General features: G+C 54.4%; 35 protein-coding genes and 1 pseudogene. 24 read left to right on the forward strand and 12 right to left on the reverse strand.

The window, feature by feature from the left end:
- The first annotated feature begins 19 nt into the window (after nt 1–19).
- The 3 genes from RMR24_RS12215 (at nt 20) to RMR24_RS12225 (ending at nt 1,892) form a co-directional block, all read left to right on the forward strand.
- Nucleotides 20–811, forward strand: coding sequence for an exodeoxyribonuclease III (locus tag RMR24_RS12215; protein WP_310615406.1), 792 nt, complete (start codon nt 20–22; stop codon nt 809–811).
- An 81-nt stretch (nt 812–892) separates the two neighbouring features.
- On the forward strand, nt 893–1,048 hold the full coding sequence (locus tag RMR24_RS12220) for a DUF3309 family protein (protein WP_310615357.1): 156 nt from the start codon (nt 893–895) through the stop codon (nt 1,046–1,048).
- Nucleotides 1,049–1,172: 124 nt separating this feature from the next.
- Entirely contained in the window at nt 1,173–1,892 is a 720-nt protein-coding gene (locus RMR24_RS12225; protein WP_310615358.1) for a Crp/Fnr family transcriptional regulator, read from the forward strand.
- Here RMR24_RS12225 and RMR24_RS12230 read toward each other — a convergent pair.
- The 3 genes from RMR24_RS12230 to RMR24_RS12240 are packed head-to-tail and all read right to left on the reverse strand — an operon-like array spanning nt 1,846 to nt 2,758.
- Nucleotides 1,846–2,040, reverse strand: a complete 195-nt coding sequence (locus tag RMR24_RS12230) for a hypothetical protein (protein ID WP_310615359.1) — start codon at nt 2,038–2,040, stop codon at nt 1,846–1,848. The two genes, RMR24_RS12225 and RMR24_RS12230, sit on opposite strands and share 47 nt — an antisense overlap.
- A complete protein-coding gene (locus RMR24_RS12235; protein ID WP_310615360.1) occupies nt 2,037–2,420 on the reverse strand; it encodes a hypothetical protein in 384 nt (127 codons plus the stop codon). Before RMR24_RS12235 ends, RMR24_RS12230 begins: the two co-directional genes overlap by 4 nt.
- Entirely contained in the window at nt 2,420–2,758 is a 339-nt protein-coding gene (locus RMR24_RS12240; protein ID WP_310615361.1) for a hypothetical protein, read from the reverse strand. Before RMR24_RS12240 ends, RMR24_RS12235 begins: the two co-directional genes overlap by 1 nt.
- Nucleotides 2,759–2,940: 182 nt before the next feature.
- On the opposite strand from RMR24_RS12240, the gene RMR24_RS12245 reads away from it, so the two are divergent.
- Nucleotides 2,941–3,162 (forward strand): glycine zipper 2TM domain-containing protein, encoded by a 222-nt coding sequence (locus RMR24_RS12245; protein ID WP_310615362.1) that lies wholly within the window; start codon nt 2,941–2,943, stop codon nt 3,160–3,162.
- Nucleotides 3,163–3,222: 60 nt separating this feature from the next.
- On the opposite strand, the gene RMR24_RS12250 is transcribed toward RMR24_RS12245, so the two are convergent.
- Nucleotides 3,223–3,537, reverse strand: a complete 315-nt coding sequence (locus RMR24_RS12250) for a BON domain-containing protein (RefSeq protein ID WP_310615363.1) — start codon at nt 3,535–3,537, stop codon at nt 3,223–3,225.
- A 206-nt stretch (nt 3,538–3,743) separates the two neighbouring features.
- Here RMR24_RS12250 and RMR24_RS12255 point away from each other — a divergent pair, with 206 nt between their 5' ends.
- The 7 genes from RMR24_RS12255 (at nt 3,744) to panD (ending at nt 9,251) form a co-directional block, all read left to right on the forward strand.
- Complete coding sequence (locus tag RMR24_RS12255; protein ID WP_310615364.1) at nt 3,744–5,216, forward strand: ice-binding family protein; 1,473 nt, start codon at nt 3,744–3,746, stop codon at nt 5,214–5,216.
- A gap of 34 nt (nt 5,217–5,250) precedes the next feature.
- Nucleotides 5,251–6,381: an OmpA family protein gene (locus RMR24_RS12260; RefSeq protein WP_310615365.1), complete on the forward strand. Its 1,131-nt coding sequence runs from the start codon at nt 5,251–5,253 to the stop codon at nt 6,379–6,381.
- Nucleotides 6,382–6,511: 130 nt separating this feature from the next.
- Nucleotides 6,512–6,799: a hypothetical protein gene (locus RMR24_RS12265; RefSeq protein ID WP_310615366.1), complete on the forward strand. Its 288-nt coding sequence runs from the start codon at nt 6,512–6,514 to the stop codon at nt 6,797–6,799.
- A gap of 118 nt (nt 6,800–6,917) precedes the next feature.
- Nucleotides 6,918–7,160: a hypothetical protein gene (locus RMR24_RS12270; protein ID WP_310615367.1), complete on the forward strand. Its 243-nt coding sequence runs from the start codon at nt 6,918–6,920 to the stop codon at nt 7,158–7,160.
- Between the two features lie 68 nt (nt 7,161–7,228).
- Nucleotides 7,229–7,456 (forward strand): DUF2789 family protein, encoded by a 228-nt coding sequence (locus RMR24_RS12275; protein ID WP_310615368.1) that lies wholly within the window; start codon nt 7,229–7,231, stop codon nt 7,454–7,456.
- 27 nt (nt 7,457–7,483) lie between these two features.
- A complete protein-coding gene (locus tag RMR24_RS12280) occupies nt 7,484–8,764 on the forward strand; it encodes a TIGR03862 family flavoprotein (RefSeq protein WP_310615369.1) in 1,281 nt (426 codons plus the stop codon).
- An 82-nt stretch (nt 8,765–8,846) separates the two neighbouring features.
- The gene (panD, locus tag RMR24_RS12285) at nt 8,847–9,251 is read left to right on the forward strand and encodes an aspartate 1-decarboxylase (RefSeq protein ID WP_310615370.1); all 405 of its coding nucleotides are present in this window, start codon (nt 8,847–8,849) and stop codon (nt 9,249–9,251) included.
- Between the two features lie 67 nt (nt 9,252–9,318).
- Here panD and RMR24_RS12290 read toward each other — a convergent pair whose 3' ends face one another.
- Complete coding sequence (locus RMR24_RS12290; RefSeq protein ID WP_310615371.1) at nt 9,319–10,071, reverse strand: outer membrane beta-barrel protein; 753 nt, start codon at nt 10,069–10,071, stop codon at nt 9,319–9,321.
- 313 nt (nt 10,072–10,384) lie between these two features.
- Between RMR24_RS12290 and RMR24_RS12295 the strand changes: the two genes are divergently transcribed.
- From RMR24_RS12295 to RMR24_RS12305, 3 genes and pseudogenes are all read left to right on the forward strand, one after another.
- Nucleotides 10,385–10,624: a VOC family protein gene (locus RMR24_RS12295; RefSeq protein WP_310615372.1), complete on the forward strand. Its 240-nt coding sequence runs from the start codon at nt 10,385–10,387 to the stop codon at nt 10,622–10,624.
- On the forward strand, nt 10,614–10,976 hold the full coding sequence (locus tag RMR24_RS12300; protein ID WP_310615373.1) for a nuclear transport factor 2 family protein: 363 nt from the start codon (nt 10,614–10,616) through the stop codon (nt 10,974–10,976). Before RMR24_RS12295 ends, RMR24_RS12300 begins: the two co-directional genes overlap by 11 nt.
- Nucleotides 10,975–11,133, forward strand: a pseudogene (locus RMR24_RS12305) (hypothetical protein); the annotation flags it as partial. The gene RMR24_RS12300 and the pseudogene RMR24_RS12305, both read left to right, overlap by 2 nt.
- Before the next feature lie 66 nt (nt 11,134–11,199).
- Here the strand turns inward: RMR24_RS12305 and RMR24_RS12310 are convergent.
- Entirely contained in the window at nt 11,200–11,355 is a 156-nt protein-coding gene (locus RMR24_RS12310; RefSeq protein ID WP_310615374.1) for a hypothetical protein, read from the reverse strand.
- 169 nt (nt 11,356–11,524) lie between these two features.
- Here RMR24_RS12310 and RMR24_RS12315 point away from each other — a divergent pair, with 169 nt between their 5' ends.
- From RMR24_RS12315 to RMR24_RS12340, 6 genes are all read left to right on the forward strand, one after another.
- On the forward strand, nt 11,525–11,863 hold the full coding sequence (locus RMR24_RS12315; protein WP_310615375.1) for a hypothetical protein: 339 nt from the start codon (nt 11,525–11,527) through the stop codon (nt 11,861–11,863).
- A complete protein-coding gene (locus RMR24_RS12320) occupies nt 11,787–12,245 on the forward strand; it encodes a LysR family transcriptional regulator (protein WP_310615376.1) in 459 nt (152 codons plus the stop codon). Before RMR24_RS12315 ends, RMR24_RS12320 begins: the two co-directional genes overlap by 77 nt.
- Before the next feature lie 105 nt (nt 12,246–12,350).
- Nucleotides 12,351–12,992 (forward strand): response regulator transcription factor, encoded by a 642-nt coding sequence (locus tag RMR24_RS12325; protein WP_310615377.1) that lies wholly within the window; start codon nt 12,351–12,353, stop codon nt 12,990–12,992.
- A gap of 15 nt (nt 12,993–13,007) precedes the next feature.
- The gene (locus tag RMR24_RS12330) at nt 13,008–14,786 is read left to right on the forward strand and encodes an ATP-binding protein (RefSeq protein ID WP_310615378.1); all 1,779 of its coding nucleotides are present in this window, start codon (nt 13,008–13,010) and stop codon (nt 14,784–14,786) included.
- Nucleotides 14,787–14,854: 68 nt separating this feature from the next.
- Nucleotides 14,855–15,493 (forward strand): MBL fold metallo-hydrolase, encoded by a 639-nt coding sequence (locus RMR24_RS12335; protein ID WP_310615379.1) that lies wholly within the window; start codon nt 14,855–14,857, stop codon nt 15,491–15,493.
- Between the two features lie 14 nt (nt 15,494–15,507).
- Nucleotides 15,508–17,001: a HAMP domain-containing sensor histidine kinase gene (locus tag RMR24_RS12340; RefSeq protein WP_310615380.1), complete on the forward strand. Its 1,494-nt coding sequence runs from the start codon at nt 15,508–15,510 to the stop codon at nt 16,999–17,001.
- A 7-nt stretch (nt 17,002–17,008) separates the two neighbouring features.
- Here the strand turns inward: RMR24_RS12340 and RMR24_RS12345 are convergent, their stop codons facing one another.
- Nucleotides 17,009–17,836: a M48 family metallopeptidase gene (locus RMR24_RS12345; RefSeq protein WP_310615381.1), complete on the reverse strand. Its 828-nt coding sequence runs from the start codon at nt 17,834–17,836 to the stop codon at nt 17,009–17,011.
- A 36-nt stretch (nt 17,837–17,872) separates the two neighbouring features.
- On the opposite strand from RMR24_RS12345, the gene RMR24_RS12350 reads away from it, so the two are divergent.
- The 4 genes from RMR24_RS12350 to RMR24_RS12365 all read left to right on the forward strand — a co-directional run bounded on the left by RMR24_RS12350 (nt 17,873) and on the right by RMR24_RS12365 (nt 22,284).
- A complete protein-coding gene (locus tag RMR24_RS12350; RefSeq protein WP_310615382.1) occupies nt 17,873–19,246 on the forward strand; it encodes an AmpG family muropeptide MFS transporter in 1,374 nt (457 codons plus the stop codon).
- Nucleotides 19,247–19,309: 63 nt separating this feature from the next.
- Nucleotides 19,310–20,017: a response regulator transcription factor gene (locus RMR24_RS12355; RefSeq protein ID WP_310615383.1), complete on the forward strand. Its 708-nt coding sequence runs from the start codon at nt 19,310–19,312 to the stop codon at nt 20,015–20,017.
- A gap of 4 nt (nt 20,018–20,021) precedes the next feature.
- A complete protein-coding gene (locus tag RMR24_RS12360) occupies nt 20,022–21,260 on the forward strand; it encodes a HAMP domain-containing sensor histidine kinase (protein ID WP_310615384.1) in 1,239 nt (412 codons plus the stop codon).
- 19 nt (nt 21,261–21,279) lie between these two features.
- Complete coding sequence (locus tag RMR24_RS12365) at nt 21,280–22,284, forward strand: nitronate monooxygenase (protein WP_310615385.1); 1,005 nt, start codon at nt 21,280–21,282, stop codon at nt 22,282–22,284.
- Nucleotides 22,285–22,286: 2 nt separating this feature from the next.
- Here RMR24_RS12365 and RMR24_RS12370 read toward each other — a convergent pair whose 3' ends face one another.
- The 5 genes from RMR24_RS12370 to RMR24_RS12390 all read right to left on the reverse strand — a co-directional run bounded on the left by RMR24_RS12370 (nt 22,287) and on the right by RMR24_RS12390 (nt 25,853).
- Nucleotides 22,287–23,114, reverse strand: a complete 828-nt coding sequence (locus RMR24_RS12370) for a glycosyltransferase (RefSeq protein ID WP_310615386.1) — start codon at nt 23,112–23,114, stop codon at nt 22,287–22,289.
- Nucleotides 23,115–23,127: 13 nt separating this feature from the next.
- The gene (waaF, locus tag RMR24_RS12375) at nt 23,128–24,177 is read right to left on the reverse strand and encodes a lipopolysaccharide heptosyltransferase II (RefSeq protein WP_310615407.1); all 1,050 of its coding nucleotides are present in this window, start codon (nt 24,175–24,177) and stop codon (nt 23,128–23,130) included.
- Nucleotides 24,173–24,376: a zinc-finger domain-containing protein gene (locus RMR24_RS12380; protein ID WP_310615387.1), complete on the reverse strand. Its 204-nt coding sequence runs from the start codon at nt 24,374–24,376 to the stop codon at nt 24,173–24,175. The genes waaF and RMR24_RS12380 overlap by 5 nt, the downstream gene beginning before the upstream one ends.
- 2 nt (nt 24,377–24,378) lie before the next feature.
- The gene (locus tag RMR24_RS12385) at nt 24,379–25,332 is read right to left on the reverse strand and encodes a branched-chain amino acid transaminase (RefSeq protein WP_310615388.1); all 954 of its coding nucleotides are present in this window, start codon (nt 25,330–25,332) and stop codon (nt 24,379–24,381) included.
- A gap of 89 nt (nt 25,333–25,421) precedes the next feature.
- Nucleotides 25,422–25,853 (reverse strand): glycerate kinase, encoded by a 432-nt coding sequence (locus tag RMR24_RS12390; protein WP_310615389.1) that lies wholly within the window; start codon nt 25,851–25,853, stop codon nt 25,422–25,424.
- Nucleotides 25,854–25,885 lie beyond the last annotated feature (32 nt).

Raw genomic sequence — 25,885 nt, forward strand, 5'->3', positions numbered from 1 at the left:
TGACTCATGGGGAAATTCCTTGTTCAAACTAACCAGCCTCAACCTCAACGGCATTCGTTCGGCCGCCCGCAAGGGCGTGGAAGCTTGGCTCGAAAAAGCCAGCCCTGATTGTATTTGCGTCCAAGAAATCAAAGCCCAAGCCCCAGACGTCGAAGGCACGTTCGACACCTTGGCGGGATTGAAAGGCCACTTTCACTACGCCGAGAAAAAAGGCTACTCGGGCGTGGGCGTGTTCACCAAGCACGAGCCCAGCGATGTGATCGTAGGCTTTGACAACGGCGAGTTTGATGCCGAAGGCCGCTACATCGAACTGCGCTTTGACACGCCCACACAAAAGCTGTCGATCATCAGCAGCTACTTTCCCAGCGGCTCGTCCGGCCCTGAACGCCAAGACGCCAAGTTTCGTTTCTTGGCCGCCATGTACCCACACCTCAACGCCTTGAAACAAAACCGTGAGTTTGTGTTGTGCGGCGACATCAACATCGCGCACAACGAAGCCGACTTGAAAAACTGGAAGGGCAACAAAAAGAACAGCGGCTTCTTGCCCGAAGAACGCGCGTGGATGACGCAGCTCACCACCGACGGCGGCGTGGTGGATGTGTACCGACATCTGCAGCCCGACACCACCGACGCTTGCTACACCTGGTGGAGCAACCGCGGCCAAGCCTATGCCAACAACGTGGGTTGGCGTTTGGACTACCACTTGGCCACGCCCAGCATTGCCAGCAAAGCGCGCCATGAGGCGATCTACAAAGACGAGAAGTTTTCAGACCACGCACCCATCACCATTGCGTATGAAGGCTTGATTTAATCAAGTGCGTTGGCGCACAGACGCAAGGCGGCATCGGCTCTAAATTCGAAGTTCTTACATGGGTCACACCAAGGAATTTCAATGTTGCTCAATATCGTTTTGGTTTTGCTTTTCCTGATGTTGCTGGGCGTGATACCCGCATGGCCACACAGCAGAGCCTGGGGTTATTACCCCAGCGGCGGTTTGGGCTTGGTGCTGTTAATCTTGCTGTTTTTGATGCTTGCGGGCCGCATCTAACAGCTTAAACACACCTTTGTTCTAGACACGGGCTATAAGCCCGGATCGATTTACGCTTATGTTCGTCAACGTACATATCAAAATCTGGTTAACCCCTATATTTACTCTTTTCATAGGAATAAATATGGCCTTAGGCATTGATAAATCGAGCAACCATCTATTGGCTGCGTTGCCTGAAGCTGAATGGCAACGTTGGTTGCCGCACATGGAGCTGGTGAACTTAAAGCTCGGCCAAGTCTTATACGAGTCGGGCGGCACGATGCAGTACGTCTACTTTCCAATCGACGCGATCGTGTCGCTGTTGTTTGTTTTAGAAAATGGTTCATCTGCAGAAATCGCCGTGGTGGGCAACGAGGGCATCGTGGGCGTGTCGCTGTTCATGGGAGGCGAAACAACCCCTAGCCGAGCCGTGGTTCAAAGCGCAGGCAAATGCGTGAAATTGAGCGCCTACAAGCTGAAGAAAGAGTTCAACAACTCGCTGCCCGTCATGCACTTGTTGTTGCGCTACACACAAGCCTTGATCACACAAATGACGCAAACCGCGGTGTGCAACCGCCATCACTCACTCGACCAACAGCTGTGTCGCTGGCTCTTGCTGAGCATGGACCGCTTGACGGGCAACCATTTGGTGATGACGCAAGAGCTGATTGCCAACATGCTGGGCGTGCGACGCGAGGGCGTCACAGAGGCTGCGGGTCGCCTACAAAAAGCGGGGCTCATCAGCTATGCGCGCGGAAAAATCGAAGTACTTGACCGCGCTGGCATTGAAGCACGCACCTGCGAATGCTACGGCGTGGTCAAACTCGAGTACGACCGTTTGCTGCCCGATCTGATTGCGATTTAGCCTCTAACTTCTTCAAGCCACGCCGGATATACAAGCGGGCCAAGCTGGCCCACAACGGCTCGTTGATCGAGTTAGACAGCAGTTGCCGAGACACCGCCAAGCGCTGCTTGGCGGTCATCTCACCCATCAGCGGTGCTTGCTTGTTCATTTCGCTTTCGCTTGGCAAATGGCCAGCATGTCCAAGTCGATTTGCTCTTGGATGCCCGCAAACAAGGGCGACATGGCTTGGCGCTTGGCGACGATGCCCACCAAACAACCCGCCGCCAACAGCACGAGTGGCAAGGCCACCAACACCCAAGCGTTGTCGGTATTGAGCGCAGGCAATGCCCCCCACAACAGCAAAGACATCAGGCCGCACAACACACCCAGCCCCAACAACACAGCACTCACCGCGTACAGCAACACGCGCATACGCCAAGCGGCGAACGCATGCTGCAACTCTTCAACGGCAAGGTCTGCATAATTTTTGACGTGGGTCAGCAGCACCTCGGGCTGCATGACGATGAGTTTGAACAGCACGCTGAGCATCAATGTGAGCGATGGTGCGCGTTGGAGCGCGACATCAAACCGTACACCGCCATAGCCGCAGCGCCCACGCCTGCTGCAATCAGCATGGCCTTGAAGGGTTCGTTGCGAATCATGTGTGCCGCGTGGTCGCTCATGTCGTGGCCTGCATGCTCGAGTTGGTGTTGCCCGCGTGCAGCAGCGTCCATGCCTTTTTGCGCCAACTCGCTCACACGGTCAGTCATGCAATCGGCCGCGTGGTACATCAAGGGCTTGGCTTCGCGCATCAGGTCTTGCACCGTACCGGCAATGTCAGAGCCGAGTGCTTCTACTTTGTCGTTCACAGATTTATGGTCGGTCATTTCTTGGCTTCTTTCTGAGTGGTGGGTGAATTCAAACTTGAGCGTAAGACGCATCACACGGGCGGTCTGTCTGATATCGCACAAAGTGTCTAAACGCACAGACCACGCATACGGCCCAACGTACCTTGTGTGTGTTCGCACCGTGCGAACGTCTGTCGATATTTCAAACAAAGAGGCTCACGATGCATACCTTCACCAAAACCTTCGCTGTGCTGAGCGGCACAATTTCATTCGTTTTCTTAACTGGCTGCGCCGGCATGACGGCACAAGAAAAATCCACAGCCATCGGTGCAGGCGCGGGTGCCGTTGGAGGCTCTATCTTGACGGGCGGCAGCACGGCTGGCACTTTAGGTGGGGCCGCGGTGGGTGGCTATTTGGGTCATGAAATTAAGAAACTCAAATAACGAAAAAAAGCCCCGATGCAGATAACCACATCGGGGCAACCTGGAGAACCTTGCCGTTGATTACGGACGAATCGAGAGCTCGTTTTTCACACCTTTGACGCCTTTGACACGCCAAGCAATGTTCTCTGCGTTTTTCTTTTCAGTGGCATTTTTGGCGAAGCCCGACAGCATGACAGTGCCATTCAAAGTTTCTACGCTGACGGCAGAACCATCGACGCTTTTGTCGTCGAAGAAACGCGCCTTGACTGTGGTGGAGATCACGCTGTCATCAATGTAAGCACCCACAGTTTCTTGGTTGCGTGTGACAGCGCAGCCTGTTGTGGCAACCAGAACCAACGCGGTGATGGAAGCGACGAATGCAGAACGTAATTTCATGGTGTTTCCTTAGAGGTGATATGTCGAAATAAAAGACGACCGTCTTTGGCTGCAAATTTAATGACGCATCTGATAACGGTCTGTGCGCTAGACCACATGTTTAAAAGTTTGATTACGTTCGCTAGCAGACAGACGCAACATGTGAACTCTTCTCAAATCCACCGCATGGAATGCATTCGCGTGAATGCTCCAAACGAAGGATTCATATGAGACTGTCTATTTTTGTTACAGCGCTGTCGTGTTTGCTTGTTGCCTGTGGCGGCGGCGGGGGGCAAGATCCTATTCTTGGTACGCCCAATTCAGACATCACACCACGGGTGATTTCGACCACCCCCGTTAAGCAGTCGCCCATCGTGACAGGGGTCGCCACGGATGCGCGGCTGACGGCAAAGTTCAATGCAGCTATGGCGCCGTCTAGCTTGAACACGACCAGCTTTACCGTCGCCTGCCCAGCTAACACGCCTGTCACGAGCACCGTGACATATGACGCGGCAAACAAGATGGCCATTCTGCGACACGCTGCACCTTTCCCCGCCAATACAACGTGTGAAGCCAAGGTCAGCACCGCAGCTACGAACACGGCAGGTGCTCCGCTAGTGGCCGATTACTTGTGGAGTTTTACTACGCAATCAAATTCAGATGCGACGGTACCGACCATCCTTAGCTTCAGCCCGACGAGTACGGCAACACATGTCTGCTTAACGAAAAGTGTCAGCGTGACATTTAGTAAACCAATGAAAGCATCCACCATCACGTCGGCCAGCTTCTTCGTGGGTACCCTTGCCACGCCGTCTTTACCGGGCACCATCACGTACGACGCGCGCAACAACACCGCAACCTTTACGGCGAATAGTTCATTTATTGACGGTACCGTACACACCATAAATGTGACTGCAGGTGCAAAAGACATGGCTGAAACTCCAGCGGTGCCAGCAACTTCCTTGTTCACCACAGACGCGCTTTCCTGCACGCCGAGTGTCACAGTGAACCTAGGAGCGATTGCCACCTACGGCGCATTCGGCGGCGGTGCGGGCGTGACCAACTCGGGTGTCAACACCGTTATTTATGGTGATTTGGGAACCACTGCAGCTTGTACGTTGATTACAGGCTTTGATGATGCCAACAACTTTTATACAGAAACACCCCTGAACATTGGTGATGTCACCGGTCATGTTTACTGCGCCACCGGCACGATTGGCACAGCAATTACAGGACTAGCTAATGCACGGGCAGCATACGACGAGCTAGCAGCTAAAAGACCAACGGTCTTGCTTGGGCCTACCTCCGGCGAGTTGGGCGGCTTACCCCCAGTGCGACCAGGCACATATAGGCCTTCTGCTTCAACATTTCTTCTTGGTTCAGGAAATTTAACGCTTGATGCTGAGGGTGATGCGGATGCGGTGTGGGTGTTCCAAGTTCCAGCGTCACTCACCATTGGGTTAATCGGAACAAGTCGAAGCGTCTTGCTCATCAACGGCGCGCAAGCCAAAAACGTGTATTGGCAGGTGGGCAGTGCGGCACGCATTGAGAACGGCAGCACGATGGTCGGCACCATCATCGCCAGCGATGGCGTGACCATTTCAACCGCTGGTCAAACCATACAAACCACCCTCGCAGGACGTGCTATTGGCTTAGACGCTTCCGTCACCATGGTCAACACCACCGTCACCGTTCCTTGAACGCCCTCCCCTTTTTAACCCTCGAAAGAAAACTATGAAAAAACTACACGCCTTATGTTTGGCCAGCTTGGCCGCACTGGGATCAACCCATGTGCTTGCACAAAACGAAGGTCACTTTTATGGTGGCGTCGGCGCAGGCCGGTCTCAATCCAAGATTGATGACGATCGCATCAACGCTACCTTGGTAGGTCAGGGCGCGACCGTCACCAGCATGACCCACGACCAGCGCGACGCTGCCTACAAAGTGTTTGGCGGCTACCAGTTCAACCCCTACTTAGGTGTGGAAGGCGGTTACTTCAACCTAGGTGAGTTCGGTTTCAAATCGATCACATCTGCTGGCAACCTAGATGGTCGCATCAAAGTTGACGGCATGAACCTCGACTTGGTGGGCACTATGCCTGTGAACGACCAACTGTCGATACTGGGCCGAGTGGGCATGGTCAGAGCACGTGCACGTGACACTTTCTCAAGCACTGGCGGTCTCACGGTTACCAACCCCAACCCCGAATCCACACAACAAAACTACAAAGCAGGTTTTGGCTTTGCATATAAGTTCAGCCAATCTATGACCTTGCGTGGTGAGCTTGAGCGTTACCGCATCAACGACGCTGTGGGCAACAAGGGCGACATCAACATGGCTTCTTTAAGCTTGGTGTTTCCATTTGGTCGCACGCCTGCACCTGCACCCAAAGTGGTTGAGGTTGTGGTGTTTCAAGAAGTCCCCGTGGTCGTGGTCGTCGCCCCACCAGCAGAAGCACCCGTCGCAGATCGCTTGCGCGTGAGCTTGAATGCGGATGTGTTGTTTGGTTTTGACCGAGCCACCGTGAGCCCATCGGGCAAAGTGGCACTGGACAAGTTCACTGCCGACCTCAGTGGCACCGACTATGACCACATCACGATCGAAGGCCACACCGACCGCATCGGCACACAGGCCTACAACGAAAAATTGTCTTTGCAACGCGCTGACGCTGTCAAAGAATACCTCGTGTCACGCGACGCTATTCCTGCAAACAAAATCACCACTGTTGGCAAAGGCAGCTCGCAGCCGTTGACCAGCGCTGGTGTTTGCAAAGGTCTGCCAACCTCAGCCGCTGTGATTGCCTGTCTTGAACCAGACCGTCGCGTTGACTTGGACGTGATGGGCTCTAAGCCAGCAAAGAAATAACGCACGTTTTATCTTTGATCACATGAAGGCGCACAGCTCAAAAGCTGAGCGCCTTTTTTCATGAGCGCATGGCATGTCCTACCAAAATTTGTATTTTGATTTTCTACTTCGATGCGAACACAAGCAGACATTGATCAACCAATCCTCTGCGCATATTTCATCCAAACTCATGGCCTTGTTTGTGGTGATCGCGACAAAGCACGCTGATGGCCAAGCCATGACCGTGTCACAGACGATGGGGCTGCCAGACATGGCCAGCAGCGCGGCGCTGCACAAACGCATCGATGACCTGCGTGAGGCCGGCATGATTTGTGTGGTGTTCAAAGGATCCGACAGACGCACCAAATATTTAGCGCCTACGGACAAAGGCAATCGTTACTTGCAACTCATGGGCGATCTGCTGCGCGCTGGCCTTTAGTTGGTCGAATCGTGCGTTAGCAGACAGACCGTTTGCTGAGACGTAGAAACAATCACGGTGTAGTTCAGGTGCACATGGCCTACACGCTCCAGTTTTTCCAATTTTGAAAGATATCCAAATGACACTTCACGAAACCAAAGCTCACGACACCTCTACTGCTGCCACCGTGCAACAACATCACACACAAGCAGCCGAGCATTTGGAGCTGGCTGCCAAGTCACACAAAGAAGCCGCCAAGTGCGTGAACAGCAATGACCACACCGCGGCACACGCACACGTGAAAACTGCGCATGAGCATGTCGCCAAAGCACACGACCATGTGGTTGAAGCTGCGAAGAAGACCACTGCTGCAGCTAAGTAAATCTTCACAGATGAACTAAAGAAGCCGCTAGCGCTGAAAAGGGCTAGCGGCTTTTTGATATGGAAAACATGACCCACACCTTCACCGAGCTGTTCAAGCAACTGGGGCTGCCCAACGATGCCATGTCGATCGCGGCCTTCTTAAAGTTGCGTCGCCCGCTCTCAACGGCCACACGCGTAGAAGATGCGCCTTTTTGGAGCTTAGGCCAACGCCACTTTTTGAAAGAGCAAATGGCCAGCGATGCCGATTGGGCTGAGCTGATTGACCGATTGAGCCTGGCGCTGAGGCAAGACTGAGCGTGGTTGTCCACCTACACTTAACGGGTGACTACAAATACCAACCAACAAATCGCCATCATTGGCGCAGGCCCCGCCGGCCTGATGGCTGCTGAAATGCTCAGCGCAGCAGGCGTTTCTGTGCATGTGTACGACGCCATGCCCTCCGTTGGCCGCAAATTTTTGCTGGCAGGTTTGGGTGGGCTTAACCTCACACACGCCGAGCCTTTTGACATCTTCACCACCCGCTACGCCGAGCGCAGCGAAGCTTGTGGCACATGGCTGAAAACATTTGATGCGGCTGCCATTTGCGAATGGGTCAAGGGCTTAGGGTTGGACACGTTTGTGGGCAGCTCGCAGCGCATCTTCCCCACCGACATGAAAGCCGCACCTTTGTTGCGTGCATGGTTGCACCGCTTGCGTCACCCCGCGCAAGGCGTGCCTGTGACTTTTCATATGCGCCACCGTTGGAACGGTGCGTTGCAACACGCCGACAAAAAATTCACTTTGAGCTTTGACACACCGCAAGGCCCACACACAGCCCATGCCGATGCCGTGCTGTTGACGCTCGGTGGCGGCAGCTGGGCCAAGCTGGGCTCGGACGGCGCATGGCAACCGTGGCTGGGCGCACTGGGTATTGATGTGTCACCCCTTCGCCCCAGCAATTGCGGCTTTGATGTGCAAGGCCGTGATGGCCATGCAGGTTGGAGCAGCCACTTGTCGAGCCAGTTTGCAGGCGCACCGCTGAAGTCGGTGGCTTTGTCATTCACCGACAGTGAAGGCCACAGCTTTAGCCGACGCGGTGAATTTGTGGTCACCGCCACAGGCGTGGAAGGCAACTTGGTTTATGCCGCATCGGCTTTGCTGCGTGACGAAATAGCACGCCATGGCACAGCCACGTTGCACCTTGACCTCAAGCCAGACTTTTCGCCCGAGCGCGTGTTGGCCGAGGTGTCGCACCCGCGTGGCACACGCTCACTCAGCAGCCATTTGAAAAGTCGGCTCAACCTCACGGCCTTGCATTTAGGTTTGTTGCACGAAGTGCTGAGTAAAGAAGCCATGAACAACTCTGCCCAATTGGCAGCGGCCATCAAACATTTGCCCATCACACTCACATCCACGCGCCCCATCGACGAGGCCATCAGCAGCGCAGGCGGCGTGCGCTTAGAAGCGCTGGACGCGCACCTGATGGCCACTGCTTTGCCCGGCTTGTTTATAGCCGGCGAGATGCTGGACTGGGAAGCCCCCACAGGCGGCTACCTGCTGAGTGCCTGCTTGGCCAGTGGCCGCGTGGCGGGCCTAGGCGCAGCGCGGCTCTTGGGCCACTGAAGCAAACTGGGCCCTGTTAGCCTCCGCTCAGCTTCGGGCTCTATGATTGAGTTATTGCTTAGTTTCTTGAAACGTTCTCACCATGTTCCGCACACTCCTCAAGTCAAAGATCCACCGCGTTGTCACCACGCAGTGCGAATTGCATTACGAAGGCTCCTGCGCCATCGACGAAAACCTGTTGGACGCCGCCAACATTTGTGAGAACGAACAAGTCCACATCTGGAACATCAACAACGGCGAACGCTTCATCACCTACGCCATCAAAGGCGAACGTGGCTCGGGCATGATTTCTGTCAACGGTTCGGCCGCACGCCGTGCGAGTGTGGGTGACTTGTTGATCATTGCTTCATTCGCGCAAGTGCATGAAGACCAAGTGGCCAAGCATGAGCCTCAACTGGTATTTGTGGATGAGAAAAACCAGCAAGTGGGCTTGCGCCACCATGTGCCCACGCAGGCGGCGCCTGGGCATGGGACGGATGAGTGTTGAGCAATAATCAAGCAAAGAAAAAGCCCTCATATGAGGGCTTTTTACTGGAACGACGATAACTGTTGCATCAATACCTGTAGTTGACACTAAGCTTGGCGATGTTGAGATTTGGATTGACTTTGACGTAAGCCCAATTTTGCGCAACGCCACCATTTATTTGAGTAGAAACGTCAAATTGATGCGATGGAAAATACACCCTTGAGAACTCAGCGTTAAGACTCAGTGACTCTGTTAAAACATGCTCAGCTCCAACTCCAAAAACATGACCTCTTGCTGAGTTACTTGTACTCAGAAAACCATTCGGGAAATTAATGATGTCACCATTGTCATATCTATTGATAAATGTTGTCGTCAATTTTGTCCAAGCAAGACCCCCACTTAGGTAGATCAAGCTATCGCCTAGATCTCGACCCGCTCTTATCTGCAAGGTTTTGAGTGAGTCATACTTTGTTTCTGAAGATTTATATTGTCCAACAGTAGGGAAAATTGCTGCGCCACTAATATGTGGACGTTGAACACTCGCCTCTACACCAAGGATGTAATCTGCTTGAATTTTCCAGTTGTAGCCGATATGGGCACCATAAGTGGCTCCACTCGCTTTTTGCATTGGGTTCGCAATGGGAAGTCCGCTGCAATTCCAAGTACCTGAAATGCACTCCGTAGCTTCAGCCTGGGCTGCATGACTGCTATCTAAACCAATGTAAATCCCGCTCCAATTATTCTTTTTCGATACGCCGACTTCGCTCTCGGTAGCGTTAGCTGGAATGGATAAGAACACGTAGCCGAAAAAAACAGCCGACATAACTCTAAAAATTGACATTTCATTCCTCTTATTTGACTCTAAGTGACAGTCTAATGACTTGCAAAGTTGCACTCGCGCAGGGTTAACCCGATCGACAACTTCTACATGTGTGAACCGCTTGTTCTCAGATGCAACGAGACGTGCATTCAAATCGAAAGAAGAGACCCCATGCTGGACCATATATTTCTATCCGTTAGCGACGTGAACCGCTCCATAGCTTTTTACACCGCAGCTTTAGCACCGCTGGGTATCGTGATACAGGCATGACTATGACGGCAGGAATGGACCTTCCGGCCATCCCGACCTCAAGGGCGTTGGTGCGAACGGACGCATGTTCTTTTGGCTGCGCGAGGGGGTGGTTGAGGGACGTGCCGTCCACGTTGGATTAGTTGCACGAAGCAGGGAAGATGTGAATGCTGCCTATGCGGCAGCCATAGATGCAGGAGCCACCGACAATGGTGCTCCTGGCGTGCGTGCCCACTACGACCCGCGCTACTACGCCGCTAATGTGCTGGATCCAGATGGCTATAGTCTGGAATTCGTTTACAAGAGTTGGCAACATGATCATTGATATGGAAATCCATCAAGCAGCCATCTTAAGAAAGACGGCCGAAGCCTTGGTGGTGGCAACCAATGCCTTTGATGTTGAGCAAACGCTGAAACTGTTTACTTCTAATGCGCTAATTGACGATCCATCTACCGGTCACAGTTTCAAAGGCCATGACGGCATCCGCACATATATTGAGCAGTACTTCATTGGGTATCACACGCAGACCCGCATCATTTCAATGGATATCTTGGGTGACAAGAGGATACGTGTGAGAGTTGACTTCTCTGGCGATTTCGGAAAAGAGATAGGTATTTTGGAGATATCCGTGAATACCGACCAGTTAATCGTTCGTATAGATGCCAATCTCGAATGACCAGTTGATCATTGCGTCATTCGCGCAAGTGCATGAAGACCAAGTGGCTGGCCACGAACCTCAGTTGGTGTTTGTGGACGAACACAACCAGCAAGTGAGCTTGCGCCACCATGTACCTACGCAGGCGGCGCCGGGTCATGGGACGGATGAATGCTGAGCTGAATCACCGCTTACAGCATTGGTTCTAGAGCATTTTTGTTATTGAATTTGCCGATTGCTAAAACTAGGATTCTGGTTTTTCAAATTCAACCAGTCTCATGAAATTTGCCATCGCAATCCTGCTTTTTATTGCAAGCTCCACCACAACTGCTGTGCTTTTTTCCGGCATCACTTCGAAATCAACCACGAAGAAAACTTCGCCTTTGCCCTCAATAGACATCAAATGGGGCGAAGGCACAGAGGCTGGGGCACCTAGCAACACACCCGCCCAATAAAGCCAATCTTTCTAAGCGCCTACCCCGTTGGTTCTAGACCCAATTTTGTATTGAGCGATTGAAACCCCATCTCTAGCATCACCGTCTGAATTCAACCTATGGAGTCAGACTGTGATGAAACAATTGAAAACAGGTGTTTTGTTAGGTGCATGTTTGCTTGCCAGCATGGCGTTGGCGCCCTATGTGGGGGCAAAAATTACACCCACTGCACAGCTTCAAGCTGCGCTTGGCAATGACGAAGAAACTTTCACCTTCGCAGGCCAATGTCCAAACGGCGAGAACTACCGACTGGTGTCTTACGAAAAGGATGTCTCGGGAGTTCGTCAGTCGTTTTACGACTACGAAGGGCCCGCTGGCAAGGGCAAGGTCAGCACAAATGCTTCACCCAAAACCATGTCGGTTCGCGTTTGCCGACAGCTGGCAGAAATCATCAATCAGAATTATTGGGAATAAGCCGCTGATGATTCATTTATCCATTGAATACAAATTCTCGGATAAGCCTACAAGCAATAGGTTGGAGCACCCGCTTATCTTGCTGCTTGAAAGTGTGAGCGAAACCGGGTCCATCGGCAAAGCAGCCAAGCAGTTGAAGCTGTCTTACCGTCACGTTTGGGGTGAGTTAAAGCATTGGGAGACCGAGCTGAACACCAACTTAATTGTTTGGGGCAAAACCAGCAAAGGTGCAAGTTTGACGCCCGAAGCGAATCAATTTTTGCTCGAAGTCAGCCAAACACAAGTTGACTTGCAACAGCAGGTGGCACAGATCAAACAACGTGTTGAGAAATGCGTTTCTGTTCTCAAAAATTCACGCACCACTTCTCTGGCGCTGCATTAACCAGCTATTTATAGTTACTGCCTGCGTGCCAATTGGCGTCTGCGGCCTGTCTACAACCAAAGTTTAGTTGAACAGATGAGGCCGAATGAGTAGCATTACTTATCAATGGACGCAAATAAATCAAAGTCACTTCTCATCATCGATGACCACCCGGTTTATCGCGATGCGCTGCGTGAAAAATTAAGCAGTGAATTTTCTAAAGAAGGCATTGAAGTTGCAGTTGCCAGCAACGCCAATGAAGGTTTGTCACTGCTAGAGCAGTCGAGTCAGACTTGGGTTGTTTTGTTGGATGTGCTGATGCCCGGCTTAAGTGGGCTTGCTGGCATCAAAGTTTTTAAGAACATTGCAAACGTCGAGCACGTTGTGTCAATTTCAGGACTTGATGTGAGCGCGTGGGAACCTAAAACAGCATCCGCAGGCGCCACTTTGTTTTTATCAAAAGACAGCACCGCAGATTTCATTATTCTCAAACTCAAACCACTGTTGGCCATTGATTCAAGCTATGTTGGCGCCAGAGAAAGTGCTGAGCCTAAGGAGTTTCGTCTCACTCAAAGACAACTCGAAGTTCTTGACCTGATTGCACAAGGTCACCCCAACAAAATCATTGCTGACTACCTTGGCATCAGTGAGCAGACCGTCAAGATACATATCAATCAAATCTTCAAAGAGTTGCGTGTTTTTAATCGAACGCAAGCCGTCATCAAAGCCCAAAAGCACCACTTGCTTGTTGAGGCCAGGTCATCGTAATTTATAAATAAATCTATGACAGACGACAGCAAGTATGCAGGTGTAGGTGAAGTTCAATCGAATAACTTTTATTTGTTGCGTGAAAAAGCAAGCCACATCACGAAGGCCGCGCGTTCTGCAACCATTGCCAACGTTTTAGCGCCCCTGCTTTGTATTCCTGCATTTAAGGACGAAGTCAGGCCCATGCATTTGGGTATCTGGCTGACTTATATGCTTGTGGTGGTGGCTGTACGAACATGGATTGTTTTCAAGCTGAAATTCGAATCCAAAGACATTGTTGATCCGCAACACAACCTCAATCTGATGACGTTTGCGCTGGCCAGCATGGGTGTCGGCTGGGGCATGGGCTGGGTGTTGATGGCACCTGACTTAATGCTGGTCAATCGCGTGATCTACGTCTACATGATCACCGTCGCTTTGATGGGAAGCATGTTTGCTTATAGCGTGCACAAACCGACGTTTTATACGTTTACCCTTCCCATCATGATCCCCTCGCTCACCACCGGTTTGTGGTCTGTCGATATTTTCCCTTGGACCTTCTCTGTTGGATTGGCCACTGTCTACATTGTGGTGCTGGGAATTTCTAAGAGTTTTTCGCAAACATTCGAAGACTCGGTTCGTCTGAGATTTCGCAATGAACGTCTTTATCAAGAACTAGCCAATGAGCGGGATCAGTCTGTTGCGGCGAATGTTGCCAAGTCTAAATTTATTGCTGTTGCCAGTCACGATTTGCGTCAACCCATGCATGCCGTGAACGTCTATCTAGACATCGTGAATGAAGACAATTTCCCAGAGCAAGACAAGTTGCTGTTGACGAAGATTAAAAGCAGCGTCACCTCACTCAATTCAATGTTTGACTCTTTGTTGAACATTAGCAAATTAGATGCGCATGTCACGCCGATCAACAACCGCATGTTTGGGCTTCAGGAATTTGCAAACACCTTGCGCGACCTTTACGAAACGCGCGCAGCAAAAAAAGGGCTCAGCTTTTTAACCTCGTCCCTTGATCTGAATGTGTGTGGCGATAAATTGGTTTTGCAGCAAATCGTTGGCAACCTTATTTCAAATGCCATTCAATACACGACATCTGGAACCATTCAGGTCTTGCTTGCAACCCACCAGGGTTGCTTGTCGATCGAAGTGATTGACACAGGCTGCGGCGTAGACGCCTCAGATCAGCAATACATCTTTGGTGAGTTTTACCGTGCCGACAGCACCCGATCTTTGCATGATGGACTTGGGCTAGGCTTGTCCATCGTTCGACGGCTGTGCGACTTGATTGGCGCCGAAGTCACCCTCTCTTCGCAACCCAATGAAGGCTCGAAGTTTGTGGTTCTCACGCCTTACGTCACATTGGTGAATGAAGAGATAGAAAACGCCACTCGACGGTCAGTCAAACCGATGCATGCTCAGCGAATGCTTCAAGGCAAATGCATTGCGGTCATTGAAGACAACCCTGTCATTGTTGACGCCTATAAACAAACGCTTGCCAGCGAAGGCGCCTATGTGCACGTGCTGTCAGAAACAGAAGCAGAACTTGAGGTTCAGCTTGAAAGCATCGACAACATCGATTTGATTTTGAGCGACTACCGTTTGAGCCGAACAACCGGTGACGTTTTGATACAAAAGATCAGGGAAAGCTACAACCAAGAAATTCCTGCATTGATCGTGACAGCCGACACCTCACCCTCCCATTTCAGTTTATTTGCCAATCTGAATGTGCAAGTTTTGCACAAGCCGGTGAGCTTCCAAGAGGTCGCACTTGCGATTCAAAAATTAACAGCCGTAGGTTGACACGCACGTCTGCCATTGGTTTTTGAAGGTTTAAGTTTTTCGCATGTGAATGCCGCTAACATTTCCACATGCTGCAGTACGAAACCGTCCCCGTCACACCCTTCCAACAAAACTGTTCCATCGTCTGGTGCGATGAAACGATGCAAGGCGCCATCATCGACCCCGGTGGTGATTTGCCATTGCTGGAGGCGGCCTGCAAACAACTGGGTGTGACGCTAGAGCAAATTTGGATCACCCACGCGCACATCGACCACGCAGGCGGCACAGCCGATTTGGCTGACAAGCTGGGCCTGCCGATCATCGGCCCACACAAGGGCGATCAGTTTTGGATTGACGGCTTGGCACAAGCTGCTGCCAACTACAACTTTACGCCCTCACGCGCGTTCACGCCTACGCGTTGGCTCCACGATGGCGACACCGTGACGCTTGGCGCACACACGCTGCAAGTGCGCCATTGTCCAGGTCACACACCTGGCCATGTGGTGTTTTATTCGCCCGAAATCAAACGTGCGTTTGTGGGCGATGTGCTGTTTGCAGGCAGCATTGGTCGCACCGACTTTCCGCAAGGCAACCACGAAGACTTGATCAACAGCATCACCCAGCGCCTGTGGCCCATGGGCGACGACACGGTGTTCATTCCGGGCCACGGACCTGAAAGCACTTTTGGTCGCGAACGCAAAACCAACCCGTATGTGGGTGGAACCTAAACGCCAGGCAGCTGATGCGCTTAGATACGCAGACCACCATCTTCATGATCTGCTTCGTGTACGTGATGTTGCACGGAGCCATTTGGCTCGCCCTGCAGGAATACCGCAGCCATCAGGTCAAGTTGTGGTGTGCCTCAGGCATGGTCAGCGGCTTGGCCGTGATTTTGTTGGCCATACGCGGCCAGATTCCTGAGTTTGTTTTCATGTTTGTGGCTCAACTGTTGATGGTGTTGGGCAACTGGGGCCGCATGGTGGCATTGCGCATGTACCTTTTGCCGCAGCCACAAAACAGCGCTTATCGCAGCTACACGATCGCCAACGTGGCGTACATGGCCGTGTTTTGTTATTTGATTTATGTTCAGCAAGCCGAGTGGGAAGCGCTGATGCTGTTCAACGGCTTTTACGCCGTGTTGTGCTTTGACTATTTCCGAATTGGCGCGAAGGTCAACCGCCGCGAAGCGTCGCTTGGTGGGCGCTTGCTGATGTGGGCAGGCTTGAGCTTCAGCATCACGCTAGGCATACGCACCTTGGGTGTCTGGATGGCGGGCACGATCGATGACATTTACTCGCCCAGTTGGCACCAAGCGGTGATGGTGTTTGGGCAATTCACCGCCATCACATTGAGCAACATTGCCTTCTTGCGCATCTTTTTAGAGATTGAAGAACGCAAAAAAATGACCACCATCCGCGAACTGGCAGTGACCACCGAGCGGTCTGAAAACGTGCATCAAAACAGCTTGAAACTGCAAGAGCTGCTGCAAGAGCGTGAAGAAATCATTCGTCAACTGGCGCTGTTCAACAAAACGGCAGGCATGGGTGCGCTTGTGGCCAGCTTGGCGCATGAGTTGAACCAGCCTTTGACTGCCATTCAGCTCAATGCCGAGTTGATTGACTCTGCATTCACGCAAGACAGCGCAGACGCTTTGAGTGATGCCAGCATCAAAGAGGCCATGGTCGACTTGATGAAAGACAACCAGCGCGCAGCCACCATCATCAAGACGCCGCGCAACATGTTTGGCGGCGGTCGCAAGTCGCTGTCCTCTTTTGATTTGAATGAGCTGGTCAACGATGTGCTCTTGCTGTGCAAAGCAAGACTGGGGCGCAACTTGATCGACTTAGAGCTGAATTTGCACCCTCAACCACTGCACTGCACGGGCGACAAATCGCAGCTGCAACAGGTGTTCTTAAACCTCATGACCAATGCCAATGACGCATTTCCCAGTTCGCATACCAGTGGCAAGCGGGTGGTGGTGGTGCGAACTGAATTGCACAACGACACGGCGGTGATCAGCGTCACCGACAACGGCATGGGCATTTCGCCCGATATCGCTGGGTCTTTGTTTGAGCTGTTACGCACCAACAAGATAGAGGGCATGGGCGTAGGTTTGTGGCTGAGTCGCACGATTGTGGAAGCGCATCAAGGCGCGATCCATTTCGTGACCAGCGCAGACAAGGGCACCACTTTTACCGTCACCCTGCCCGTGACGACGGAACCCATGGTTTATTGAAGGCGGCTTATTTGGCTCGCTCGTACAGCGGCATGACCTTGGGCAAGTTGGCCTGAATTTCTTCAATGCGCGTGTTGCCTGAAGGGTGGGTGCTGAGCCACTGCGGTGGCGCACCTTTGTTGGCGGCACTCATTTTTTGCCACAACGTCACGCCAGCGCGTGGGTCGTAGCCCGCGCGTGCCGCGATTTCCATACCCACCAAATCGGCCTCGGTTTCGTCGTCGCGGCTGAACTTGAGGGTGAGCAATTTAGCGCCTTGGTTGGCCACCAAATCGGTGATTTGTGGACTCACACCAAAGAACACCGCCGCCACCGTGCTGCCAATAGCGGCTACGCCTTGAGTCGCCGTGGCTTTGCCCATGCGTTCGCGGGCGTGCTCACGCAAAGCGTGGGCAATTTCGTGGCCCATGACCATGGCCACTTCGTCGTCGGTGAGTTTGAGCTGCGTGAGGATACCGCTGTAAAACGCGATCTTGCCGCCGGGCATGCAAAACGCATTGATTTGGTTGGAGCCCACAAGGTTGACTTCCCACTTCCACTCTTTGGCGCGTGGGTTCCAGTCAATGCTGTGCGGGATGATGTCTTTGGCAATGCGGCGCAAACGAATGACTTCCGGGTGGTTGTCTGGCGCCAATGCATTTTTGCTGGCCGCTTCTTTCATCATGTCGCCGTATTGTTTGCGGGCCGATTGTTCTACCTCCGCGGCAGGCACCAAACCCGCGAATACCGAGGCTTCTCGGTTGACTTCCACACCCTCACGGGCCAACAACACACAGCTGCCCAGGCCGCAAGCGCAGCCAACACAACCGTAAAGAAAAGCACGTTTGGTGAGCATGGAGAAGTCTCTTTGTGAAAGCCTGAAAATAGAGGTATGAACGATACAACAAGTCCAGCCTCCACAACGTCAAGTCCCGTTAAGAAACTGGGCTGGCTCGCCGCGCTGCATGTGTACCTAGAGCCCGCCTCTTGGCGCATGTTGTGCCTTGGCTTCTCCGCCGGTTTGCCACTTTTGTTGGTCTTGGGTACGCTGAGTTTTCGCTTGCGCGAAGCGGGCATTGACCGCAGCACGATTGGCTTTTTGAGCTGGGTGGGTTTGGCCTATGGCTTTAAATGGGTGTGGTCGCCACTGGTCGATCGCTTGCCTTTGCCGCTGCTCACGCGCTGGCTGGGTCGCCGCCGCAGTTGGCTGCTGTTGGCACAACTTGGTGTGGTCGCGGGACTAGTGGGCATGGCGTTGCTCGACCCACAAGTGGCGCTAGAGCCCGTGGTGTGGTGCGCTTTGGTGGTGGCGTTTGCATCAGCCACGCAAGACATTGCGCTCGATGCCTTTCGCATCGAGTCTGCCGACGCCCAGCACCAAGCGGCCTTGGCTGCCACTTATCAAACCGGCTACCGCCTCGCCATGATTTGGGCCGGTGCGGGTGTGTTGTGGGTGGCCGCGCGCGTGGCAGGTGCGGATGAAACGGCTTACCTGCATGCGGCATGGCGAACCGCATATTTGGTGATGGCGGCATCTATGAGCCTGGGCGTGCTGACCGTGCTGCTGTCGCCGGAGCCTGCGCAACGCGAGATGCCCCCTGCACGCAACGCGGCAGAGTGGCTGCAAGGCGCGTTGGTTGAACCCTTTGCCGAATTCATCCGCCGATACCGCTGGCAAGCGGCCATCATTCTTGGCCTGATTGCGGTGTACCGCATCAGCGATGTGGTGATGGGCATCATGGCCAACCCGTTTTATGTGGACATGGGTTACACCAAAGACGAAGTAGCCGCCGTCACCAAAGTGTTTGGTGTGGTCATGACACTGTTGGGTGCCTTCATCGGGGGCGTGCTGTCGATGCGCTTGGGCGTGATGCGCATCCTCATGCTGGGCGCAGTGCTGAGCGCCATCACCAACGTGCTGTTTGCTTGGTTGGCCACGCGCGGACATGACTTGACGGCTTTGGTCTGGGTGATCTCGGCCGACAACCTGGCCAGTGGCATTGCGTCTGCGGCGTTCATTGCGTATTTGTCGAGCCTCACGAATGTGAACTACTCGGCCACGCAATACGCGCTGTTTAGCTCAATGATGTTGCTCGCCCCTAAGTGGCTGGCTGGCTTCTCGGGCGTGTATGTGGACGCACATGGCTACGAAGCCTTCTTCACCAGCACCGCGCTGCTAGGTGCGCCTGTGCTGTTGTTGGTGTGGTTGGCGTCACGCATCTTGCCGGTAGCACACGGCGACAGTGCCGTCGACTCGCGGCCTTGATTTACCTTGTCTTTACGTTAACGACGGACAAGCACACACATCGCAAGGCATGATGAACAGACCATGAACACCTTGCTCTTGATTGAAGACGACCACCGCCTCGCCCACATGGTGAGCGAGTACCTCGAGAAATCTGGCTATGCGGTGCAACACGCCGCCAATGGCCTGAGCGGCCTCAAGATGCTGCAAGACACAGCCCCTGCGCTCGTGCTGTTGGACTTGATGCTGCCCGACATCGACGGCCTAGAGGTGTGCAAACGCATACGCGCTTTGCACGGCGCGTTGGCCCAAACACCCGTGCTCATGCTCACCGCCAAGGGCGACCCGATGGACCGCATCGTGGGCTTGGAGCTTGGCGCCGACGACTACTTGCCCAAGCCCTTTGAGCCACGCGAACTGCTGGCTCGTATTCGCGCCGTGCTTCGCCGCCATTCGCCTGGCGAAGCTGCTGCTGCAACGCATCAACCCCTCAAGTTTGGCTCGTTAGACCTTGATCGCGACGCACGTACCGTGAGCGTGCGCGGCCACGTGTGTGACCTCACCGCCTACCAATTTGATTTGCTATGGGTGCTGGCCGAGCGTGCGGGGCGCGTGCTGTCGCGCGACCAAATCATGGAGGCCGTGCGCGGCAAAGAGCTTGAAGCGTTTGACCGTTCCATCGACGTGCACATGGGCCGCATTCGCGCCGCGATTGAAGACGATGCCAAAGCGCCCAAACGCATCTTGACCGTGCGCGGCGTGGGCTATGTGTTTGCCAAACAACAAGATTAAAAACATGCCCTCAACTTCACCCACCAAGCGCGCATTGCACCTGCCTTTGTATGTGCGCATTTGGCTGGCGGTAGTGTTGGCGGTGGCGGTGCTGACACTGCTCACAGGTTGGGTGCTGCGCGTGACCGCCGAGCCACCGCTGCGCGAAGTGATGGTGCGCAACACATCGGGTGAGCTGGTGGGCCAAGGCAAAGCACGTTTGCGCCCGCCCGATGGCTTGCCGGTGGAAGCACCGCCACTCAAAAGCCCCGACATGTCGCACCCGCCAGGCTACTTTGGTTCAGGCCCCGAGTTCATGGTGCGCATGCACAACGGAGAACTGATGCATGTGCACTTACCTCGCCCGCCACACAGCTTTTGGTCGCGCCCACCGTTTGGATTTGCTTGGACCTTGGGGCTTGTGGCACTTGCCGTGGCGCTGGGCACTTACCCCATCGTGCGGCACCTGACACGCCGATTAGAAAATTTGCAAAAGGGCGTGGAGCAATGGGGCACGGGCAACTTGTCGGCTCGCGTGGCCGAGCAAGGCCATGACGAAGTGGCCTTCCTCGCGCAGCGCTTCAACCACGCGGCCGAACAAGTGGAACAACTGGTCACCTCACACAAATCGTTGCTGGCCAATGCCTCGCACGAATTGCGCTCGCCGCTCACCCGCATACGCATGGGACTGGAGCTGATGGGCGATTCCCCCTCGCCTGCGATGAAGGCCGAAATTTCGCGCAGCGTGGGTGAGCTGGACCAACTGATTGACGAAATTTTGCTGGCTAGCCGTTTGGATGCCAAAGAAGCCGACCTAGGCACGGTGGAGTCTGTGGACCTAACCGGTCTTGCCAGCGAAGAATGCGCACGCGTGGATGCACAGTTAGAACTGGGCCTTGACCCGCACAGCATCATGGTGCCGGGCGTGGCCAAGCTCTTGCGCCGACTGCTGCGCAACTTACTGGAGAATGCGCGTCGCTATGGCACGTCTGACATCGAGGTGCAACTCTCAAACGTGACTGAGAAGAACCGCGACTGGGTGCGACTGTGCGTGTGCGACCGCGGCCCGGGTGTGCCGCCTGATTTGCGCGAACGCATCTTCGAGCCGTTCTACCGACTGCCGGGTGCGAGCGAATGCGAGGGCGGTGTGGGTCTGGGCTTGTCGCTCGTGCGCTCCATCGTGCATCGCCATGGCGGACACGTGCACTGCGAAGACCGCGTGGGCGGTGGCGCACAGTTTGTGGTGATGCTGCCGGCTGGCTAATCGCGTCACAATATTGGGCATGACACATGCCGCCCTGAACACCCGCTTTGCCCAGCGTTTTCACCTCACCACCCCGATTGCCTTAGCCCCGATGGCGCTCGCCACGGGCGGCGCGTTGGCGGCGGCTTGCGCACAAGCCGGTGCATTGGGCTTGGTGGGCGGCGGCTACGGCGACCTCGCTTGGACGCAACGGGAATATGCCTTGGCCACCGAGCTGCTCAAAGACGATGCCGCCAGCCAGGCGCGTTTGGGCTGTGGCTTCATCACTTGGAAACTCGATGAAAACGCCGAGGCGCTCGACTGGGTGCTGACACAAAAACCCTGCGCCATCATGCTGTCGTTTGGCGACCCTCGCCCTTACGCGGCACGCATTGCTGATGCAGGCGCGCAACTGATTTGCCAAGTGCAGCGCCTAGAGCAAGTGGCTCACGCCATTGAAGCGGGTGCCTGCGTGATCGTCGCGCAAGGCGGCGAAGCCGGTGGCCACGGTGCCAACGCACTGGAAGGCCGCAGCACCTTCACCCTCGTGCCTGAGATTGCCGATTACCTAGCCGCCCATTCACCCAACACCTTGCTGCTCGCCGCAGGCGGTGTGGCAGATGGCCGTGGCTTGGCAGCCGCATTGAGGTTGGGGGCAGATGGTGTGTTGGTGGGTTCACGCTTGTGGGCCACAACGGAGAGCTTGGCCGCCACAGGTGCCAAAACCCAAGCCACACACACCAACGGTGACGGCACGGCACGCAGCGAGGTGTTTGACATCTTGCGCCGCAAAAACTGGCCTGCACCGTATGACTTTCGCGCCATTCGCAACGACTTGCATCGTTCACTTGAAAGCAACATTGCTGGGTTGAAAGCCAGCCCAGAAGCAGCACGCGCCAGCTACGACGCAGGCGTGAAAGCTGGCGACTTCGCGCGGGCACACGCCACGGTAGGAGAAGCTGTGGGTTTGATTGCCGACATCCCCGCCGCGCAGACACTGATTGATCGCATCACACAGCAAGCGAAAAGCTTGCTAGAAAACTAAGTTCAGTTTTCGACAAGCAGCGCACGCTGCTCAGCTGTCCACTTTTGATCCAGTGCAATGAGCTTGTCCTTGTCCACAAAAGGTGGATAGCCACCCTTCATGGTCAAGCGGATGTAGTGGTGGTTGAAGCAGTCCAACGCGATGTGCATGGGCCGAATGTCACCCACTTCGCGCGCACGCATGGCCGTGCGCAAAAACAAATCAAAGTCTGCACCCTGTTGGGTTTCATCCCAAGGTCCCAAAATCTGTAACGCGCGGCGCGAGAACATCACGGTGTTGCCCACAAAGCCCTCAACCGCTTGGTGCTTGAACTTGTCTTGGCGATTTTTAGAAAACGCCGCCCAGTTGCCATACATCCACTTGTGCATGAGCAACAAGCTGTTACGGCCTGTGCCAAACAAACCCAGCAAGCCACGTATGCGATTCCAGCGGCGACGCAATTGTTTGGTGGCCGCCTTGCTTTCAATGCGCTCAATGCCGCAAGATGTGATGACATCCAGCTGGTTGTGCTCGGCATTGGCAATGAGTGTGTCATCCCAGCCTGGGCTCACGATGATGTCGTTGTTCAAGAACGCCAACCATTCGCCTTTGGCAATGGCAATGCCTTGGTTCTGCGAAACAGGGTACGAATAGTTGCCCGCGTTGCGAATGACACGTGCGCCGACCGATTCAAAAAAATCGGCACTGGCGTCGGTCGATGCGTTGTCGATGACGATGAGTTCAAACGAATGCTGGGTGTGCTTGACCAAGTTCTCCCAATAAATTTGGTTCATCGCCAGCTGATTGTACACCGCGGTGATGATGCTGAGTTTGGGTTGTTGTTCGGTCATGGCCATTTGAAGTTCAAAGCAAGCGGTACACACGCTCAGCCGACACGTCTTCTAAGCAACGCATGTGGCCCAACGGGCAGGTACGCTCGTAGCAAGGGGAACAAGCCAACGGGGGCTGGTAGCTGCCATCGACACGCAACCACACCACGCGTGCACGGTCATTCAATGGTGGCGTGTGCTCTGGGCTAGAAGAACCAAACACCGCGACTTGTGGCACGCCAAAGGCAGCGGCGACGTGCATGAGGCCTGAGTCGTTGCTCACTACACGGTGCGCGTAGGCAATGAGCGCGAAGGCTTGCATGAGGTTGGTTTGACCGGCCAAGTTGAAGCAGTGGCCAGGCTTGGCAGCGTTGGCGGTCGTCGCAATTTCTTGGCAGATGTCGAACTCTTTGCCTGAGCCCAACAAGAACACGGGTCGATCGATCTTGGCGGCGAGTTCTGCAAAATGCTTGGCGGGCCAACGCTTGGCGGGGCCGTATTCAGCGCCCGGCGCAAACACCACATAGCTGTGCTTGGCCAAAGTCGGCAACGTGGGCATGTTGGTGGCGAGCTCTTCCAGCGAATCATCCAACACACCTACACCCGCTTTGAGCACGGGACGCAAATCGCCCACCAGCTTCATGGGTCCAGTGCGGGTTTGGCCAACAAGGCTCAACGCCGCGTACCACTCCACCATGGGTGGGCGTTCTTCGGTGTCTGGATTGTCTAAGCGGTCGGTCAACAAACCGAAACGCATTTCGCCGGTGTAGCCCACGCGTTTGGCAATGCCGGCCATCCAAGGTAGCAATGCGCTCTTGAGCGAGTTGGGGCACACATAGGCCACCTCAAACTTGCCGCGCAGTTGCTGCGCCAACTTCAAGCGGCCCATCAGTTGCAAGCCGCCGTGTTTGAACGGCATTTCAATCACCTCGGCCACACCGGGCATCACACGGTAGACCGGTGCAATCCATGGCAAGGCAGCGACGGTGAGCCGCTCGCCGCGCGCAGCCAAGCGGCGCAGCAAGGGCTCGGTCATCACTGCGTCCCCAATCCATTGGGGCGCAATGATGAGCGCGTTTTTAATGGCCGTGGCCAACGTGCTCGCCGGCTTTGAGTTTGTACTCGGTGCCGCAGTAAGGGCACTTGGCAACGCCCGTGCTAGCCACATCCAAGTAGACCTTGGGGTGGCTGTTCCAGAGTTTCATGTCGGCTTTGTCGCTGGGGCAATACACGCCGCCATGACCATTCAAGTCTTTCGCCAAGAGTTCAACTGGGTTGCTCATGTTTAAACCTTTGTCAGCCAATGTGCGTACTTGGGGTTGCGGCCATTGACGATGTCAAAGAACGCGGTTTGAATTTTTTCTGTGATCGGGCCACGGCTGCCCACATAGCCTTCTTTGCCGAGCTCGATGCGGTCGAGTTCGCGAATGGGCGTGACTTCAGCCGCAGTGCCGGTGAAGAAGGCTTCATCAGCGATGTACACCTCGTCACGTGTGATGCGCTTTTGCACAATCTCAAGGCCCAAATCTTTGGCGATGTGGAACACGGTATTGCGCGTGATGCCGTTCAAAGCGCCAGCCGACAAATCAGGGGTGTAGATCACGCCATCTTTGACCACGAAAATGTTTTCGCCAGCGCCTTCAGACACAAAGCCTGAGGTGTCGAGCAACAGGGCTTCGTCGTAACCTTCGTCGGTCACTTCCATGTTGGCCAAGATGGAGTTGGTGTAGTTGCTCACGGCCTTGGCTTGCGTCATGGTGATGTTGACGTGGTGACGGGTGTAGCTAGAGGTCTTCACACGGATGCCGCGCTTCATGCCTTCTTCGCCGAGGTACGCACCCCAAGTCCAAGCAGCGACCATCAAGTGGATGGTGTTGCCTTTGGGGCTGACGCCCAGCTTCTTGTCGCCAATCCAAGTCAGGGGGCGGATGTAGCCTGACTCTAATTTGTTCTCACGCACCACCGTGCGTTGGGCTTCGTTGACTTGGTCTTGGGTGAACGGAATGGCCATGCGCAAAATCTTGGCGCTGTTGAACAGGCGCTGGGTGTGCTCTTGCAAACGGAAGATGGCGGTGCCCTGTTCGGTTTTGTAAGCGCGCACGCCTTCGAAAGCGCCGCAACCGTAATGCAGCGTGTGGCTCAACACATGAATCTTGGCATCGCGCCAATCGACCAGCTGGCCGTCCATCCAGATTTTGCCGTCACGGTCAGACATGGATGATGGGATCACGACGCTCATGGGATTTCCTTTGGACTGATGTTGTAGTGGTCGCCAGTTTTGGCGTAATGGTGCATTTTAGCGAGCCTTGAACAGGCTCAGCCTTGGAGTCAATCGTTGGCCGCGTGGCTCGCGGGCTCGACGTCGGTGGCTTGGAAGGGGCGGTCCAAGGTCCAGCTTTGCAGCTTGCCTTGCACAAACACGGCGCGCACCACCGATTGGCTGCCATCGCGCCAGCTGAACACCTCGGGCTGCGCACCCTTTTCGGTTTCAGCTTGGCCCAAGGCGCGGGTCATGGCGATGACGTGCATCAGGCTCACACCCGCTTTGAGCTTGGCGTTGAGCATGACAGCGCTGTCCACAAAGCCAATCGGGCGGTTGCTGGCCCGCTTCATGATTTGCACCAAACGCGTGAAATACAGCAGCAGCCACATGACGCCGCCGGTCACCACCATGGCAATGCCCATCCATTGCCATGTTTGCCACGCCCAAACGGTTAAGCCCACGGTGCCAATGGGCACCAAATATCTTTGAAAGTTCATGCGCTTATTGTCTCAGGCTCGGCTCGGCCAGT

Source organism: Limnohabitans sp. (genome assembly GCF_031539105.1).
In the GTDB taxonomy this organism is placed as follows: Bacteria; Pseudomonadota; Gammaproteobacteria; order Burkholderiales; family Burkholderiaceae_C; genus Limnohabitans.